Genomic DNA, 15,276 nt, shown 5'->3' on the forward strand with positions numbered 1-15,276 from the left:
CCGCTGGGCCAAACGCTGGAAGCCCGCCCTCAACGCCTTCGAAATCACCTTCGAAGGCCGCCTCATCCGCACCACCCACTAACAACCAACATCAACTACCCGTTTACACCATCTACTTGACACACCCAGGCCCGGCAAGTGGCGGAGAAGGGGCGGGCTGTGTCGAGTACGGAGCTCGATGTATTGGCGTCGCTGGTTGGTGTCAGGACGATGGGTCTGATGCACGGAGTGGCAATTCGCTTCTACAACTACGCGCTTTACTGCGGGGCCATCGCTGCGGGAGTGCTCATCCTGGTGGAACTTCCGCAGCCCTCCGACTACGCCGACGAGGGCTACCGGGTGCTGTGGACGTTGTGCGGGGTGGCGATCACCCTGTTCGTCATGATGGTTGCGGGCCTGCTCGCCAAGCGCACCTCCAAGACGTCGCCATCACCATGAACGTGCTCGGCTCCGGCTCGGAGACCTCAGCCCAAAGGGAGTTCGGCGCCCTCCCGGCCGGACCGGCGATGAAGGTCTCGGACACATGTCAGCCCCATGAATCCCGATTCCGGGGTAAGACCTATTGGCACCCGTGCTTGGCCTCGGCCAGGGCGCACCGACGCCGACCAAGCCAAGATCGGCGACCGTCAACCACCAGCCGTAGACGCCCACCGGCCGGCCCGACTCGGTGTCGGGCACCGGGCTCTCGGCCGGTCTGACGGGCGACGCGGACAACCCCCTGGCACGTGATATCCGCTGGTCGCGGCCGGCCGGGCCCCACGACGGTCTACCGGTGCATGGCGACGCGCTCCAGCGCGCTGGGGGCGCCGTCCGGCATCACCGGCTGGCGCCGAACCCGGCAACCCCGCCGGTGATGCGTCGGTGTGTCGACAGCAATCGCCTGGTCATCACGTCGCCGCAGACCCGCAACAGCCTTAACCGGGTGGCCATGTCAGCTGCGTCGGCGAAGCGTTGCGGCGCCGGGCCGTCGAGCGGCGCCGCAACGCTTCGCCGATGCACGGACGGGCCGTTCACGGGCTGGTGTTCACTCGTGACCGGTGGCAGACGGGAGCGGGCGACTACGGAAGTGTCGCCGGGCGTCGCGCCCGGACGACTCGGCCGCCACAAACGGGGCGGGAGGTCAGGTCGAACCGGGAGGTGCGCGTTACGTGTCCGGAGAGTCGTGGATGGCCCCTCGGGTCCGTGCCAGGGGCAGGCCGCTGCCGCCGTGGCGGAGGGCGATGATCTCGGCGGCCACGGACACGGCGGTCTCCTCGGGCGTGCGGCCGCGCAGGTCGAGGCCGATCGGTGAGCGCAGTCGGGCCAGTTCCGGGGCGCCGAGGCCTTCTGCGCGCAGCCGCGCCAGCCGGTCTTCGTGGGTGGCCCGTGACCCCATGGCGCCGACATAGGCGACGGGCATGCGCAGGGCCGTCCGCAGCAGCGGGATGTCGAACTTCGGGTCGTGGGTCAGGACGCAGAGAACCGTGCGTTCGTCGGTCTCGGTCGCGGCGAGGTAGTCGTGCGGCCAGCGGACGACGACCTCGTCCGCCTCGGGGAAGCGCTCGCGGGTGGCGAAGACCGGACGGGCGTCGCAGACGGTGATCCGGTAGCCGAGGAACGCGCCGATGCGGCACACCGCGCGGGCGAAGTCGATCGCGCCGAACACGATCATGCGGGGCGGCGGCGCGAACGCATGGACGAAGAAGCGGTGCCCGCCGCGCTCGCGGATCGCGGATCCGCCGGTGGCGAGGAGCCGTCGGGCCTCGGTGTCCAAGGCGGCGTCGAGGTCCGGGTAGCCGAGCGAGCCGACGGACCGGTCCGGGAAGACGACGCGCCGCCTGCCGAGGTCGCCGGGTCCCGAGATGCGGGTGACGACGGCGACCGGGCTGCCCGCAGCGACGGCGTCGGCCACCGCCCCGAAATCCGGGAACGATGCAGCGTCGACCCGCTCGACGAGCACGTCGAGCGCCCCTCCGCAGGTGAGCCCTGCGGCATACGCGTCTTCCGCCCCGATACCGTAGTGCTCCACGACGCTGCGCCCGTGGGCGAGCACCTCGCGGGCGACTTCGTAGACCGCGCCCTCGACGCAGCCCCCCGACACGCTGCCGACCACCGTTCCGTCGCCCGCGACGGCCATCGCCGCCCCGGGCTGACGGGGTGCGCTCCGGAACGTCGAGACGACGGTGGCGAGGGCGAAGGCTTCGCCGTTGCGGTACCAACCGAGGACGGGGGCAAGGAGGTCGCGCATGTGTGCTCCGGAGACGGCCGATCGGAGGGGCGGGGTCGGGATGCCGCTGGGGCGCTGCGGACGGTGCGGGGCGAGGGCCTCGGCCGGGAGGAGCGGCGAACGCTCCGGCGGGGGCACGCCGTCGACCGGTCGGTCTGCGGGTCCGGCGGGGTGTTCGTTTCCGCCGGACCCGCGTTGGTCAGCGGGGGGCGCAGTAGCGCGGCTCTCGGGCGGTCATCCGGCCGATGAGGACACCGACGACGACCAGGCCGACCGCGATCGCCGCCCGCGTCCGGGCGCTGCCGAGCAGCAGCGCCACGGCGTCGAGTGCGTCGTCGTCGGCGGAGCCCGGCGGCGGCGCAAAGGTGCGGGCCGGGGCGGCCGCCGGCGCGGGAGGCGGCGTGTCATACCCCATCGGGCCCGACTGTGGAGCCGGCACCGATCCGGCCGACGGTTCCGCCGCGTGCCCGGCGGACGCGGACGCGGACGCTGCCGTCTCCGCAGCCGTCCCGGTTTCGGGTTCTGCCAGCTTCGCCGCCAGGTTCGCCGCGAACATCCCCACCAGCCGTCCCGCCACATCGTTGATGACGCTGCGGCCGAACTGCGCGGCGCGGCCGGTGATGTCGAGTTCGGTGGCGACGTCGACACGGGTCTCGCCGGGGGCGGTGCCGGGGTGCAGCGTCATGGCGACGTCGGCGCGGGCCGTCCCGTTGCCCTTCGCTTCCTTGCCGCGGGCCGAGATGACGAGCCGGTGCTCGGCGTCGTCCTGCCGGACGATCTCCGCTTCGCCCTGGTACTGCACGGACAGCGGGCCGATCTTGAGCTTGACGCGGCCCTGATAGGTGTTCCCGTCCGCGCCGGTCAGCGCGGCGCCCGGCATGCACGGGGCGATGCGCGGCACGTCGAGGAGGGTCTTCCAGGCTTCCTCGGGGTCGAGCGGGACCGTGAACGTGTTGGTCAACAGCACGGTGGACATGGGTGGTTCTCCGGTTGTTCGGGATTCGGCCGGGCCGGCGCCGGGCGGCGGGCCGGGGCGCCGCCGCCCGGCGCCGGTGGCTCCTGATCAGCGGGCGAGGTGCGCTTCGGCGAGCAGCCCGTGCAGCACTGTTGGCGCGAGCGGCGCCGCCAAGAGGTGCCCGGCGATTTCGGGGACGGCGTCGGCGACGGCATTGCCGATGGCCGCCGTGGACGGGATCGTGCCGCCTTCGCCGAGGCCCTTCATGCCTTCCGGGGTGACCGAGCTGGGCGTGTGCATGTGCTCGATCACGATGTCCGGCATGTCCTCGGACACCGGCAGCAGGTAGTCGAGGAAGGTCGTGGTCAGCGGCGTGCCGTCGGGCGCGTAGGTGATGCGCTCCAGGAGGGCCCCGCCGAGGCCCTGTGCGATGCCTCCGATGATCTGTCCGTCCGCGATCTTCGGGTTGACCACGACTCCGGAGTCGTGGACGACCCAGTACGCCTCGACGCGGGCGGTGGCCGTGTCGAGGTCGACGGCGACCTGCGCGACGTGCACGGATCCGGCGAACGTGACGTTCGCCGGGTCGTAGACGTCCGTTTCCTCGAGTACGGGAAGCTCGCCCTTGGGCAGGTTCCAGCCCAGCCAGGTGTCCCGGGCGAGTTCGGCGAGCGCCACGGACGCGTCGCCGACCCGGAACGACACCCCGTCGAAGGCCACGTCCCCCGGGGCCGCGTCGAACCGGGCCGCCGCGATGCGGACGAGCCGCTCCCGCATCTTGCGGCAGGCGCGGATCACCGGTGTCCCGCCCACGGTCAGACCGCGTGACGCGGCCGCGGTCAGCAGCGACATGGGGCTGGTCGCGGTGTCGCCGCTCTTGACGACGATGGCGTCCGCGGGCATGCCCAACGCGTCCGCGGCGAGCTGGGTGAGGGCGGTGGTGATGCCTTGGCCGACGTCGGCGATTCCGGTGAAGACCGTGGCGCCGCCGTCGGGTTCGATGCGGACCCGGGCCTGCTCCCAGCCGTTGTAGTCGGCCAGGAGCATCTGCAGGATGCCGCTCGGGCCCAGTCCTGTGAACTCGGTGTTCGCGGCGATCCCGATGCCCCGCCGCACCCGCCCGGTGCGCTCGCGGCGCGCGCCCGCGGCGAGGCGCTCGGCGCGGTGCAGCAGCTCCGGGTAGTCGCCGGTGTCGTAGAGCATGTGCATCGGCGTGGCGTACGGCATGTCGCTCGCCGGTATCAGGTTCCGGCGCCGCAACTCCACGGCCTCGATGCCGAGTTCGCGGGCCGCCTCGTCGATGAGGCGTTCCCGGATCCAGGCGGATTCGTTCTGTCCGTAGCCGCGGTAGGCAGCCGTGGGCGTGGTGTTGGTGACGACGCCGGTCAGTGTGGCGCCCGCCGCGGTGTAGCGGTACGGCCCCGGACTGGTCATCGCGGTCACCTGGAAGGGCCCGGTGCCCACGGTGGACGGGAACGCGCCCAGATCGGCGGTGATCCGGACGTCCAGTGCGGTGAACGCGGCGTCTTCGTCGAGGGCCAGACGGGCGTGGTAGACCCCGCCGCGCCCGTGCTTGGTGGCGGTGAAGTGCTCGGTGCGGTCTTCGATCCACTTTACCGGGCGGCGCAGGTGGACGGCGGCCAGGCAGGCGAGCGCCTCGTCCTGGTAGAGATGGTCCTTGGCGCCGAACGAGCCGCCGAGATGCGGTTGGACGACGCGGATCCGGTCGATGCGCAGCCGCAGGATGTGCGCCAGATGCTGCTGGGTCATGTGCGGGCCCTGGTTCGACGTCCACACGGTGAGTTCGCCGGTGCCGGGTGCGAAGTCGGCCACGACGCCGCGGGTTTCCATCGGGCTGGGCGCGACGCGGGGGACTTCGAGGCGGCGTTCGACGATGTGCGCGGCCGTCGCGAAGGCGCGTTCGAGGTCCTCGGGCGGGGTGCCGAAGACGGCTTCGGCGACGGTGTTGCCGCCGAGGTCCGGGTAGAGCAGCGGGGCGTCGGCGGCCAGGGCGGCTTCCGGGGCGGCGACGGCGGGGAGTCCGTCGTAGTCGACGAGGACCAGGTCGGCGCCGTCCTCGGCCAGCGCGCGGCTCTCCGCGACCACGATTCCGACCGGCTGGCCGATGTGCCGCACGACCGTGTCGGCGAGCGGCACGTTGGTGATGCGCTGTCCGGGGACCAGCCAGGTGCAGGGCTGCGGTTCGGTCATCCGGGCGATGTCGTCCGGGCCCAGGACCGCCACGACACCGTCGAGGGCGAGTGCGTCCGCGGCGTCGAAGGACATGATGCGCGCGTGCGCCACGGGGGAGCGCAGGATCGCCGCGTGCAGCATGCCGGTGAGGGCGATGTCGTCGACGTAGCGGGCCTGTCCGGCCAGGATCATCGGGTCGGTGACCCGGTTGAGGCGCTGTCCGGTGAGCGGTGCGGCGGTCATGCGCGGCCTCCGTCCCGGGCCGCGGTGTCGGCTGCGGGGCCGGCTGCGGGGCCGTCGGCGTCGCGTGCGTCGGCGTCCCAGGTGGTGCGGATGGCATCGCGGATGCCCTGGTATCCCGTGCAGCGGCAGACGTGGCCGCCCAGCACGTCGTGCGTGGTCTCGTCGACGCCCAGGCCTTCGCGGCGGGCCGCCGTGACGCTCATGAGGATGCCCGGTGTGCAGAAGCCGCATTGGAGTCCGTGGCAGTCGCTCATGGCGCGTTGGAAGCGGTCCAGCGCGTCGGCCGTGGACTCGCCCCCGCTCAGTGATTCGACGGTCTCCACGGTGCGGCCGTCGCTCTGGACGGCGAACATCAGGCAGGACCGCACGGGGACTCCGTCCAGCAGGACGGTGCAGGACCCGCAGACCCCCTGCTCGCAGGCCACGTGCGTGCCGGTGAGCCGTAGTTCGTGGCGCAGCAGGTCGGCGAGGCTGGTACGGGCCTCGACGTCGGTGGTGCGGGCCGCGCCGTTGACGTGCACGGTGATGGCGTGTCGGGTCGCGTTCACGCGGCGGCTCCTCGGGTGCCGGGCAGCAGGGTGCGGACGATGCGGGCAGTGAGCAGTCGGACGACCGAGGTCCGGTAGGCGGCGCTCGCGTGCAGGTCGGACGGCGGCTCCAGGCCTTCCACGGCGGCGTCGGCGGCGTCCTCTGGGCCGCCCCCGGCGACGAGGCAGCGTTCCAGCGCGGGCAGCCGGACGGGCCGGTCGGCGACGCCCGCCGCGGCCGCGCGGGCCCCGGTCACGGTGCCGTCGGCGTTCCGGCGGATCCCGACGATCAGCGCCGCAACCGGGAAGTCACCGTCTCTGCGGGCGACTTCGTCCACGTGGTAGTGGAATCCGTCGCGGATCGGGAACTCCACGGCGGTGAGGAGTTCGTCGGGCTGCCGGTCGGTGAGGAACACCGAATGGAAGAAGTCCGCGGCGGCGACCCGCCGGGTGCCGCCCGCGCCGGTGAGTTCGACGGTTCCTCCGGCGGCGACCAGCAGGGCGGGGAGTTCGGAGGACGGGTCGGCGTGGCTGATGCTGCCGCCGATCGTGGTGCGGTTGCGGATCTGCGGATGGGCGACGAGTCGGGTGGTGGCGCGCAGCACGGGCAGCGCCGCGGCGACCGACGGGTCGCGTTCGAGGGTGCGCAGGCGGACGGTCGCGCCGAGGCGCAGCGTCTCCGGCTCGACGGCGAGGCGGTCGAGGCTGGCGACCCGGTTGATGTCGACGACGATTTCCGGGCGTGCCAGGCGCAGGTTCATGAGGGGGACAAGGCTCTGGCCGCCGGCCAGGACCGAAGCGTCGTCGCCGTGTTCGGCGAGGAGCGCGACGGTTTCGCCGACCGTGGCGGGGGCGAGGTAGTCGAAGCTCGCGGGCTTCATCGGGGCTCCAGGAGGCGAAGGATCGAAAGTTGACGAACTTATGGATCCAATAGTTGATGGAACTATAGGGAGGTGGCCGGACGCACGCCACCCCCGACCGGATTCAGCCGGCCGCCGGGCGTCGGCCGATCAGGGACACAGCCGTGCGCAGGTCCACGACGTCGCAGTACTTCGCCGCGAGGTCGGTGAAGGCCGCCTCGGCCTGCGCCGGATCGCGGTCCGCGCAGGCCTCGCGCACGACCACGGCGGGGATTTCGCTCTGTACGAGGTCGACCGCCGTCGCGCGGACGCATCCGCTGGTCGAGGCTCCGCACAGCACGACGGTGCCGACCCCGGCCGCGCGGATCCGGCCCGCCAGGTCGGTGCCGAACAACGCGGAGGCACCGCGCTTCGGCAGCACCGGATCGACGGGCTGTGCACCCAGGCGCGGATCGAGGTCGCACGGCGGGGTCCCGGCGCGCAGCGTGTCCAGGGCCGGGATCTTCGCGGCCCACAGCGGCAGCGGCTCGGCGGGCTCGTAGGCGATGACGGTCCACCAGACCGGGGCGCCCGCGCGCCGCGCCGCGTCCACCAGCTCGCGGGTTGCGGCGACCGCGTCGTCCGCCGGGCAGGAGAACGCGCCGCCCGGTTCGGTGAAGCCCCGCTGCAGATCCACGACGACCACGCCGGGCCGGCCGCCGCGTGGCACCGTTCCGCCGAACCCGCGGGTCCGCCAGGCCGTTTCGACCGTGGCCTCGATCGTGTCGCTCACCGTGCCGCCTCGATTCCTTCGGTCCAGGGGGTCCGCGATCCGATGGTGTCGTCGGCCGCCGCCTCGACGGCCGCGCCGACCGCGCGCACGACCGCATCGGGCTGCTGGAAGGGCACCATGTGCCCCGCGCCCGGCACACGGACCACGGATGCGGCGGGATTCGCGGCCCGCAGCGCCGCGGCGTCCGCCTCGCCGACCACGTCGCTGGCCGCGCCGTACAGGAGCGTGGTGCGCGCCCCGGCCAGCGCAGGCCACGCGCGCAGGAACTCCCCGTCGTGGAAGTCGCGGTGGGCTTCGCGCACCGCGTCCGCCCGTACGGAAGGCAGCGCCTCGGCCCAGGCCGCGGCGAACCCCGGGGCCCAGTCCGGGTGGATGCGCCGGGCTTCGGCGGCCGTCGGGGGAGCGCCGACCATGCGGACGTAGTCGTCCGCCGCCGCCGGATAGGGCCTCCCGTCCGGGCACAGCGGCGGATCGACCAGGACGGTGCGGCGGGCTTCCGCGCACCGGGCGGCGACCAGCGCACCCAGGGAGTGCCCGAGGACGACCGTCCGGTAGCCCAGCCCGAGGGTGCGCATCACCCACGCGGTGTCGCCGGCCATGCGCGACACGCCGTAGCCGCCGCGTCCGACGGTCGTGCGGCCCCGGCCGCGCTGGTCCACCACGATCACCCGCAGGCCTTCCGCGGCGAGGCGGGCCGCCATCGGGGCCCACGCCGCCGCCGGGCACGTGATGCCGGGCAGGGCCAGGACCGCGGGTCCGACCTCCGGGCCGGCGGCGAGCACGGACACCCGTCCGTCGGGGTGGGCGAGATCGGCGCGTTTCACCGGCGCCTCGACGGGGCCTGGAGCGCCGGGACGGCGATGTCGCCGGCCACCACGACCGGTTCGTCGTCGAGGGTGAGGGTGCAGCCGTGCAGCGGCATGTCGACGTGGCACGGCGAGTGGTTGGTGCCGCCGAGTTCGCCGTTGGGGCCGGTGGAGAACAGCACATTGCCGTACGTGGCGCGTGCCTCCATGCCGATGCCCTGGAAGTCGACGGCGATCGAACTGGCCCGGGCGTTCTCGTGCATGCCCCAGCCGATGTGCGAAATGCCGTAGGCGTCGGGATCGTCGAAGGACGCCATGTAGTCGCGCAGCAGAGCCGCGTCGAAGCCGCCGCGGATGTCGACGACCCGGCCGTGCTCGATGGCGATGTGAATCGGCTCCCGCACGTAGGAGGTGAACGGGAACACGATGTCGCCGGGGCCGAGCACGACCCGGCCGTCCACCCCATCGTCGTCGCCACCGGTGAAGAGGAACCCGGACGGCCAGTGGTCCCAGCGGCCCGGAGTGTCGGTGAAGCCGTACTCCAGGATGGTCGGATAGGTGTTCAGCCGGTACGTCACATCCGTTCCGTGCGGGCTCGTCACCCGCAACGTCCGCGCCGCGGAGAGCAGTTCGCCCGCCGCCTCGATGCGTTCGCGCTGCCCGTCCGTGGGCAGCAGTTTGGCGAGCTGCGCCACGGGTTCGACCACGCTCAGCACACGCGTACCGCTCGCCTGGATCGCGAGCTGCTCGGGGGAGAAGAGCAGGAAGATCAGATCGATCAGCAGGTCGGCCTGCTTGAGCGCGTCCACGGCGGCGGCGTTGCCGCTGAGCGGCGTGTTGCCGACCACGAGCGAGTCCAGGCCGGCGCCGTTCAGCGTGGACGGCAGCCGGACATGGTAGGCGTCGCCGCCGAGCCGCCGTGCGGCGGCCAGGAACGCATCGGCGTAGTCCAGGCGTTCGGTGCCCTGCGACAGCACGGCGACGCGTTCGCCGGTCCGTACGCCGCACAGGCGCAGTTCCTTCTCGCACAGCCCGACGAAGTCGAGGAAGGCGGTCACGAGTGGTTCCTCCGTGTTTCGGGCGTGCCGGTGCGGCGCAGCCGCGCGAGGGCGGAGCGGCGGCATCGGCGCGCGGGTTTCGGGGGCCGCGGGTCAGAGGGCGAGCGGCTCGTCCGACTCGCTGTTGACGATGAATGCCTCGGGCATCGGCGGCCCCCACATGGCAGTCGGACAGTCGATGTCGCGCGGCTGCCACGCATCGGTGATCTGGTCGATGTCGGTGAAGTACTCGATCCAACTTCCCCACGGGTCCGGGACGTACGTGAACAGATTCGAGCCGAGGCCGTGGCGGCCCAAGCCCCAGCCGGGGTGCCCGGCGGCGGCCATGTCGCGGGTGCCGATCATGAGCGCGTCGAGCCCGGAGACCTCCCAGCTGGAGTGGTGCAGGCCGACGTGGCCGCCGCGCACGAACCCCAGCGTGTGGTGGTCGCCGGGGCGGGCGTGCCAGAACGACAGGATGTCGCCGGTGCGGTCGCTGAGCCGGAATCCCAGCACGCCGCCGTAGAAGCGCTCGGCGGCGCCGAGGTCGCGCACGTACAGCAGCACGTGGCCGAGCCGGTGCGGGCGGGCCGCGTCCGGCGTTTCGGCCCAGGCCGCGCGGTCGACGCGGGCATGGCGGGCGCCGGTGTTGAGGCTGGTGTCCGGCATGGGCCGGCCCGGGTCCGGGGCGCCTTCGCGCAGGTTGACCCAGACGCCTTCCGGGTCGCGGAACCACAGCCCGGGTCCCGCGAACGCGGCCGGCGGGTCGAGCAGGCGCACGCCGGACCGCTCCAGATGCCGCGCGAAGTCGCCCAGCCGGCCCGGGTCGACGCCGAACGCCAGGCAGGCGATGCGCTTGTGCGGGGCCTCGACCAGTGACACCTGGTCGAACGCCGCGCCGTCGCAGCGGAACCCGAGGGTGTCGCCGTGGCCGCCCCGGCGGAGCCCGAACGTCCCCAGGAAACCGTCGGCGGTGTCGAGCGACGGCACGGTCATGCCGTAGCCGAGGACCCCGTTGACGGTGGGCACGGGATGGCGGGAATCAGCGGGTCCGGGCGGGGCGTCGGACGGGGCGGCGGACCGGGAAGGCATGCGTTCTCCTCGGGGGAGTGCGGGAATCGGGCGGCCGGACGGCAGATGGGCCCGCGGTGGCGGACGACCGGCGGGATCGGTTTCCGGACGACGGTTGACAGCCGGTGAACTTGGATCCAATAGTTGATGCTAGTCCGGATCCGGTTGCTGCACCAGAGGTCCGGGACATCACGCCACGGCCGGTCGGGGGACCGGCCCACGAGTACTTGGGGTCGTACGCATGGGGCTGTTGGATGGGAAAGTCGCGGTGGTCACCGGCGGCGGTGGCGGCATAGGCAAGGCCGTCGCCGAGCGGTACCTCGCCGAAGGCGCGCGCGGCGTGGTCGTGGTCGACAACCTGGCCGAGCGTGCCGACGCGGTCGGCAGGGAACTCGGCGACCGGGCGCTCGGCGTCTGCGCCGACGTCCGCTCGTGGGCGGACAACCTCCGTGTGGTGGAGACCGCCGTCGAGGCGTTCGGCGCGCTCGACGTGTACGTGGGAAACGCCGGGATCTTCGACCACGCAGTGCACGTCGCCGACCTGACCGGCCCCGAACTGGAGGCCGGGTTCGACGAGATCATGGCGGTCAACGCCAAGGGCTGCCTGCTCGGTGTCCGCGCCGCGCTCGAACCGCTGCTCGCGTCCCGCGGCTCGGTGATCCTGACCGCGTCCTGGGCCGGGTTCCGGCCGGCCGGCGGCGGTGTGCTGTACACGATGTCCAAGCACGCGGTCGTCGGTCTCGTCCGCGAACTCGCCTACGAACTCGCCCCGCACGTGCGGGTGAACGGCGTGGCGCCCGGCGTCGCGCCGACCACGCTGCGCGGCATCGAGTCGATCGGCCAAGGCGCCAAGCCGTCGCTGATGCCCGGCACCGAAGACGCGCTCCCCCTCAAGCGCGTCCCGGAGACCGCCGACTACGCCGGGATCTACGCGATGCTCGCCTCGCCGGACGCGTCGCTCATGACCGGCTTCGTCGTCGAGGCCGACTCCGGGCTCGCCGTGCGCGGCGTCGCCCGGGTGGCCGGCGGCGACCACTTGGCCGCGGGTGGTGGCGCGTGAACCCCGTCGCTCCCGTTCCGTCCGACGTGCCGTTCGACGTGCCGTTCGCCCTGGCCACCCGGCGCCGCGAGGACGGCGGCTTCGAACCGCTGCTCGCCGTCGACGGTGTGCTGGTGGCGGTCGACCCGGCCGCAACCGACGCCGCCGCCGACCCGGCCCGCCTGCGGGCGTTGGGCGCGCAGGCCTACCTCGACCGGTGGGATACGGCGCTCGACCTCCTGACCGCGTACGTCGACCGGGTCCGCACCGCGGGCGTCGAGGACGCGCTGTGGTACCGAGGCCCCCTCGCACCGGGCGACACCTCGCTCGCGTCGCCGATACCCGCCCCGCGGCAGGTGCTCTGCGCGGCGTCCAACTACGCCAAGCACGTGAGCGACTTCAAAGGCCGCGAGGACATCGACACGTTCCGCGGCATCGACCGGTCGACCATGATGCCCTACCTGTTCCCGAAGGGCCCCGACTCGGTCTCCGGCCCCTACGACGACGTGGCCTACCCCGCCGTGACCGCACGCCTGGACTACGAAGCCGAACTGGCCGTTGTCCTGGCGCGCGGCGGACGGCGCGTGCACCCGGAGAAGGCCGGCGGGCACATCGCCGGCTACCTCGCCTTCAACGACCTGACCAGCCGGGACCTCCAGCAGCGCAAGGACTGGCCGTTCTTCAGCACCGACTGGTTCGCCGGGAAGTGCTTCGACGGCTCCGCGCCGATGGGGCCGCTGCTCGTACCGGCTCGCTTCATCCCCGACTACCGCGCACTGCACCTGGAACTCCGGGTCAACGGCGACCTGCGGCAGAGTGCCCCGGCAGGCGACATGGTCTTCTCCGTCGAGGAGCAGATCGCCTTCGCGTCCGGCATCACCGCGCTGGCGCCCGGCGACGTCATCGCCACCGGAACCCCCGACGGCGTCGCGATGAAGACCGGCCAGTGGCTCCACTGCGGCGACGTGGTCGAGACGTCCGTCGGCCCGCTGGGCACGCAGCGCGTCACGATTGTCGAGGACCGCGCCGCGTCCGGCGACGGCTTCGAACTCGCGCCGCCGGAGCGGACCCGATGATCCCCGTCCCGGGCGTCCCGGGTGCCGGGGGCGCGGCGGACCTGGTGGACCTGGTGGACGCGCACCGCCACACGATGCCCGCGACCGTCCTCGACTTCCTCCGCGGGCGCAATGAACCGCCTTTTCTGGAAGGCGACTTCGTGCGCTGTTCCGAAGGGTACGGCTACCGCCTCACGGCGGCCATGACGGACCTGGACGGCAACCTCGCCGACCTGCGCGCGGCCGGGGTCCGCACGGCGCTGCTGTCCGCGATCGTCGGTGTCGTCGACCAGCTTCCGGCCGCCGAATCGGCCGCGCTGGCCCGCGCCGTCAACGACGAACTCGCCGATCTCGCCCGGCGGTACCCGGGCGAGATCACGCCGATGGCCGTCCTGCCGCTGCTCGACGGAGAGGCCGCCGCCGACGAACTGCTCCGCGCGCTCGGCCTCGGGCTCCGCGGCCCGCTCCTGCCGGCGACCGTCGCCGGACGGCAGCTCCCCGCGCTCGACCTCGATCCGCTGTACGCCGCCGCCGCGGCCACCGGCACTCCGCTCACCCTGCACCCGACCGCCCCCGCACCGGCGCTGGCCGAGTACTTTGCGGACTACGCGTTCATGTCCACACTCGCCTTCCCGGTCGACGTCACGGCGTGTGTGCTGCGCCTGGTGCTGGGCGGCGTGCTCGAGCGGCACCCGGACCTCGCGCTGGTGGTGCCGCATGCCGGATCCCTGATCCCGTACCTGCTCGGCCGCATCGACCGCGAAGCGCTCAAGTACCGCGACCGCGGCGCGATGGGGGCCCTGTCGGAGGCGCCGAGCACCCGGCTGACCCGGCTGTACGTCGACGCGGTGTGCCTGAACCCGGCGGCCATCCGGCTGCTCGTGGACGTCATGGGCGCGGACCGCGTCGTCTACGGCAGCGACTACCCGTTCTGGGAGACCCGCGAGAACACGGACGCCCTGGACGCCGCGATCGCCGAGCCCGAGGTCCGCGCGCTCGTCCGCGCCGGCAACGCCCGCCGGCTGTACGGCCTCGGGGGACCGGACCCGCTCCCGAGCCCCCACACACCGGAAGTGAGACGCCGATGAGCGGACCAGGCCGCACCCCGCAACGCCCCGCCGGGACCGACGGCCAGGGCGCCGGGGACGACGCAGGCCGCGCGGCGGACGTCGCGGACGACTTCGCGCACACCACGGTCCCGGACGACGCCCGGATCGGCCGGACCAGACTCACCATGGCGAGCTGGTCGCTGGCCACCGGCATGGCCTGGCTCTTCTACGGCGCGCTGGCCTCGACGCTCGCCGGAACCCGCGACGCCCTCCTCGGGCTCGGACTGTCCGTGGTGGTGTTCGCGCTCGCGAACATGCCCATGGTGCGGATCGCGACCACCACCGGCATGAGCAGCGCCCTCGCATCGCAGCGGGTCTTCGGACGGGCCGGCGCGGCGCTCATCGCGTTGCTGCTCGCCGCGACCACCGTCTACTTCGCGGTGTTCGAAGGCAGCGTGATGGCCGAGGCGTTCCACCAGCAATGGGGCCACGACATCCGCTGGTGGTACCTGGCCGTGGTGGTCGGGCTGCTGCCGCTGATGATGGGCGGCGTCCTGACCTGGCTCGACAAGCTCAACGCCGCGCTGCTGCCGTTGTACGTCGTCGGCATCACGGCGGCGCTGGCCGCCGCCGGGCGGCGCGGCGACCCGGGCGCGTTCTGGGACTTCCCGGGAGTGGTACCGGAGGCGGCCCGCGTGCTGCCGGGCTGGCTGACGGTGTTCGTGCTGTACCTGGGCATCTGGCTCGTCATGCCCACGACGGTGGACTTCGCCCGGTTCGGCCGGGCACGCGACACCAGGTTCCTCCAGACGGTGACGTTCGGGTGGGTTTTCGGCGCCGTGGTGTTCGCCGTCAACGGCGCGATCGGGATGTTCCTGGTCCAGATGGTGCTTCCGGGGTCGGCGGTGGCCGCGGAGAACGGCGTGGTCAGCGCGATCGTGGGCCCGCTGGGCGTGTGGGGCGTTTTGCTGATCGTGGTCACGCAGGTGCGGATCAACACGCTGAACTTCTACCAGTCGTCGACCAACATCCAACGCCTGGTGAAGCAGTTCGTCGGGGTGCGGATCCCGCGTCCGGCAGCCGTGGTCGCGGTCGGCGTGCTGACGTTCGTGCTCATGCTGACCGACGTCTTCTCCTACCTGCAGAAGGCGCTCAGCTGGCAGGGCACGTTCTTCGTCGGCTGGGTGGGCATCGTGCTCGCGGATCTGGCGCTGCGGACCCGCAAGGGCGCGCCCGGGGTCCGGGTCGGGGCAGCCTGCACGGTCTGGGTGCTGTCCGCGGCCGCCGGCATCGTCCTGATCCAGTCCCCGGAGCGGTGGCCGGAAGCGTCTGCGCTCGCCCCGGTGGTGTCGCTCGGCCTTGCGATGGCGGGATACCTCGCGTTGGCGCTGTGGCCGCACCATGGGGCGGCCGGGCGCCGCGGTGCCCCGGACCGGGCCGAGGCGGTGACCCGGAATGGCTGA

14 protein-coding genes are annotated in these 15,276 nt (G+C 72.7%); 5 read left to right on the plus strand and 9 right to left on the minus strand.

Annotated elements, in window-relative coordinates; genetic code table 11:
* Positions 1 to 219: 219 nt before the first annotated feature.
* Positions 220 to 438, plus strand: coding sequence for a hypothetical protein (locus tag ABEA93_RS33375; RefSeq protein ID WP_345679641.1), 219 nt, complete (start codon positions 220 to 222; stop codon positions 436 to 438).
* 706 nt (positions 439 to 1,144) lie between these two features.
* On the opposite strand, the gene ABEA93_RS33380 is transcribed toward ABEA93_RS33375, so the two are convergent.
* From ABEA93_RS33380 to ABEA93_RS33420, 9 genes are all read right to left on the minus strand, one after another.
* Complete coding sequence (locus ABEA93_RS33380; protein ID WP_345679642.1) at positions 1,145 to 2,227, minus strand: XdhC family protein; 1,083 nt, start codon at positions 2,225 to 2,227, stop codon at positions 1,145 to 1,147.
* Between the two features lie 178 nt (positions 2,228 to 2,405).
* Entirely contained in the window at positions 2,406 to 3,182 is a 777-nt protein-coding gene (locus tag ABEA93_RS33385) for an SRPBCC family protein (protein ID WP_345679643.1), read from the minus strand.
* An 87-nt stretch (positions 3,183 to 3,269) separates the two neighbouring features.
* On the minus strand, positions 3,270 to 5,597 hold the full coding sequence (locus ABEA93_RS33390) for a xanthine dehydrogenase family protein molybdopterin-binding subunit (RefSeq protein ID WP_345679644.1): 2,328 nt from the start codon (positions 5,595 to 5,597) through the stop codon (positions 3,270 to 3,272).
* The gene (locus ABEA93_RS33395) at positions 5,594 to 6,145 is read right to left on the minus strand and encodes a (2Fe-2S)-binding protein (protein WP_345679645.1); all 552 of its coding nucleotides are present in this window, start codon (positions 6,143 to 6,145) and stop codon (positions 5,594 to 5,596) included. The genes ABEA93_RS33390 and ABEA93_RS33395 overlap by 4 nt, the downstream gene beginning before the upstream one ends.
* Positions 6,142 to 7,005 (minus strand): FAD binding domain-containing protein, encoded by an 864-nt coding sequence (locus ABEA93_RS33400; protein WP_345679646.1) that lies wholly within the window; start codon positions 7,003 to 7,005, stop codon positions 6,142 to 6,144. Before ABEA93_RS33400 ends, ABEA93_RS33395 begins: the two co-directional genes overlap by 4 nt.
* A gap of 103 nt (positions 7,006 to 7,108) precedes the next feature.
* Positions 7,109 to 7,756 carry a cysteine hydrolase family protein gene (locus tag ABEA93_RS33405; protein ID WP_345679647.1) on the minus strand — a complete coding sequence of 216 codons (648 nt, stop codon included), beginning with the start codon at positions 7,754 to 7,756 and terminating at the stop codon, positions 7,109 to 7,111.
* A complete protein-coding gene (locus ABEA93_RS33410; RefSeq protein ID WP_345679648.1) occupies positions 7,753 to 8,580 on the minus strand; it encodes an alpha/beta fold hydrolase in 828 nt (275 codons plus the stop codon). Before ABEA93_RS33410 ends, ABEA93_RS33405 begins: the two co-directional genes overlap by 4 nt.
* Positions 8,577 to 9,620, minus strand: coding sequence for a 2,5-dihydroxypyridine 5,6-dioxygenase NicX family protein (locus tag ABEA93_RS33415; protein WP_345679649.1), 1,044 nt, complete (start codon positions 9,618 to 9,620; stop codon positions 8,577 to 8,579). The genes ABEA93_RS33410 and ABEA93_RS33415 overlap by 4 nt, the downstream gene beginning before the upstream one ends.
* A gap of 93 nt (positions 9,621 to 9,713) precedes the next feature.
* Positions 9,714 to 10,691 carry a VOC family protein gene (locus ABEA93_RS33420; RefSeq protein ID WP_345679650.1) on the minus strand — a complete coding sequence of 326 codons (978 nt, stop codon included), beginning with the start codon at positions 10,689 to 10,691 and terminating at the stop codon, positions 9,714 to 9,716.
* Between the two features lie 220 nt (positions 10,692 to 10,911).
* On the opposite strand from ABEA93_RS33420, the gene ABEA93_RS33425 reads away from it, so the two are divergent.
* Genes ABEA93_RS33425 through ABEA93_RS33440 form a run of 4 tightly spaced genes read left to right on the plus strand, consistent with a single transcriptional unit; the run spans position 10,912 to position 15,276 of the window.
* Positions 10,912 to 11,730 carry an SDR family oxidoreductase gene (locus ABEA93_RS33425; protein ID WP_345679651.1) on the plus strand — a complete coding sequence of 273 codons (819 nt, stop codon included), beginning with the start codon at positions 10,912 to 10,914 and terminating at the stop codon, positions 11,728 to 11,730.
* The gene (locus ABEA93_RS33430) at positions 11,727 to 12,785 is read left to right on the plus strand and encodes a fumarylacetoacetate hydrolase family protein (RefSeq protein WP_345679652.1); all 1,059 of its coding nucleotides are present in this window, start codon (positions 11,727 to 11,729) and stop codon (positions 12,783 to 12,785) included. Before ABEA93_RS33425 ends, ABEA93_RS33430 begins: the two co-directional genes overlap by 4 nt.
* A complete protein-coding gene (locus ABEA93_RS33435) occupies positions 12,782 to 13,852 on the plus strand; it encodes an amidohydrolase family protein (RefSeq protein WP_345679653.1) in 1,071 nt (356 codons plus the stop codon). Before ABEA93_RS33430 ends, ABEA93_RS33435 begins: the two co-directional genes overlap by 4 nt.
* Positions 13,849 to 15,276 carry a purine-cytosine permease family protein gene (locus ABEA93_RS33440; RefSeq protein ID WP_345679654.1) on the plus strand — a complete coding sequence of 476 codons (1,428 nt, stop codon included), beginning with the start codon at positions 13,849 to 13,851 and terminating at the stop codon, positions 15,274 to 15,276. The genes ABEA93_RS33435 and ABEA93_RS33440 overlap by 4 nt, the downstream gene beginning before the upstream one ends.

The organism is Yinghuangia aomiensis (genome assembly GCF_039542225.1).
GTDB lineage: Bacteria > Actinomycetota > Actinomycetes > Streptomycetales > Streptomycetaceae > Yinghuangia > Yinghuangia aomiensis.

What these genes read in the sequence shown, in the direction of transcription:
- ABEA93_RS33375 (WP_345679641.1), top strand. Translation starts at nt 220, where the DNA reads ATGCACGGAGTGGCAATTCGCTTCTACAACTACGCGCTTTACTGCGGG.
- ABEA93_RS33425 (WP_345679651.1), top strand. Translation starts at nt 10,912, where the DNA reads ATGGGGCTGTTGGATGGGAAAGTCGCGGTGGTCACCGGCGGCGGTGGC.
- ABEA93_RS33380 (WP_345679642.1), bottom strand. Translation starts at nt 2,227, where the DNA reads ATGCGCGACCTCCTTGCCCCCGTCCTCGGTTGGTACCGCAACGGCGAA.
- ABEA93_RS33435 (WP_345679653.1), top strand. Translation starts at nt 12,782, where the DNA reads ATGATCCCCGTCCCGGGCGTCCCGGGTGCCGGGGGCGCGGCGGACCTG.
- ABEA93_RS33420 (WP_345679650.1), bottom strand. Translation starts at nt 10,691, where the DNA reads ATGCCTTCCCGGTCCGCCGCCCCGTCCGACGCCCCGCCCGGACCCGCT.
- ABEA93_RS33390 (WP_345679644.1), bottom strand. Translation starts at nt 5,597, where the DNA reads ATGACCGCCGCACCGCTCACCGGACAGCGCCTCAACCGGGTCACCGAC.
- ABEA93_RS33440 (WP_345679654.1), top strand. Translation starts at nt 13,849, where the DNA reads ATGAGCGGACCAGGCCGCACCCCGCAACGCCCCGCCGGGACCGACGGC.
- ABEA93_RS33385 (WP_345679643.1), bottom strand. Translation starts at nt 3,182, where the DNA reads ATGTCCACCGTGCTGTTGACCAACACGTTCACGGTCCCGCTCGACCCC.
- ABEA93_RS33400 (WP_345679646.1), bottom strand. Translation starts at nt 7,005, where the DNA reads ATGAAGCCCGCGAGCTTCGACTACCTCGCCCCCGCCACGGTCGGCGAA.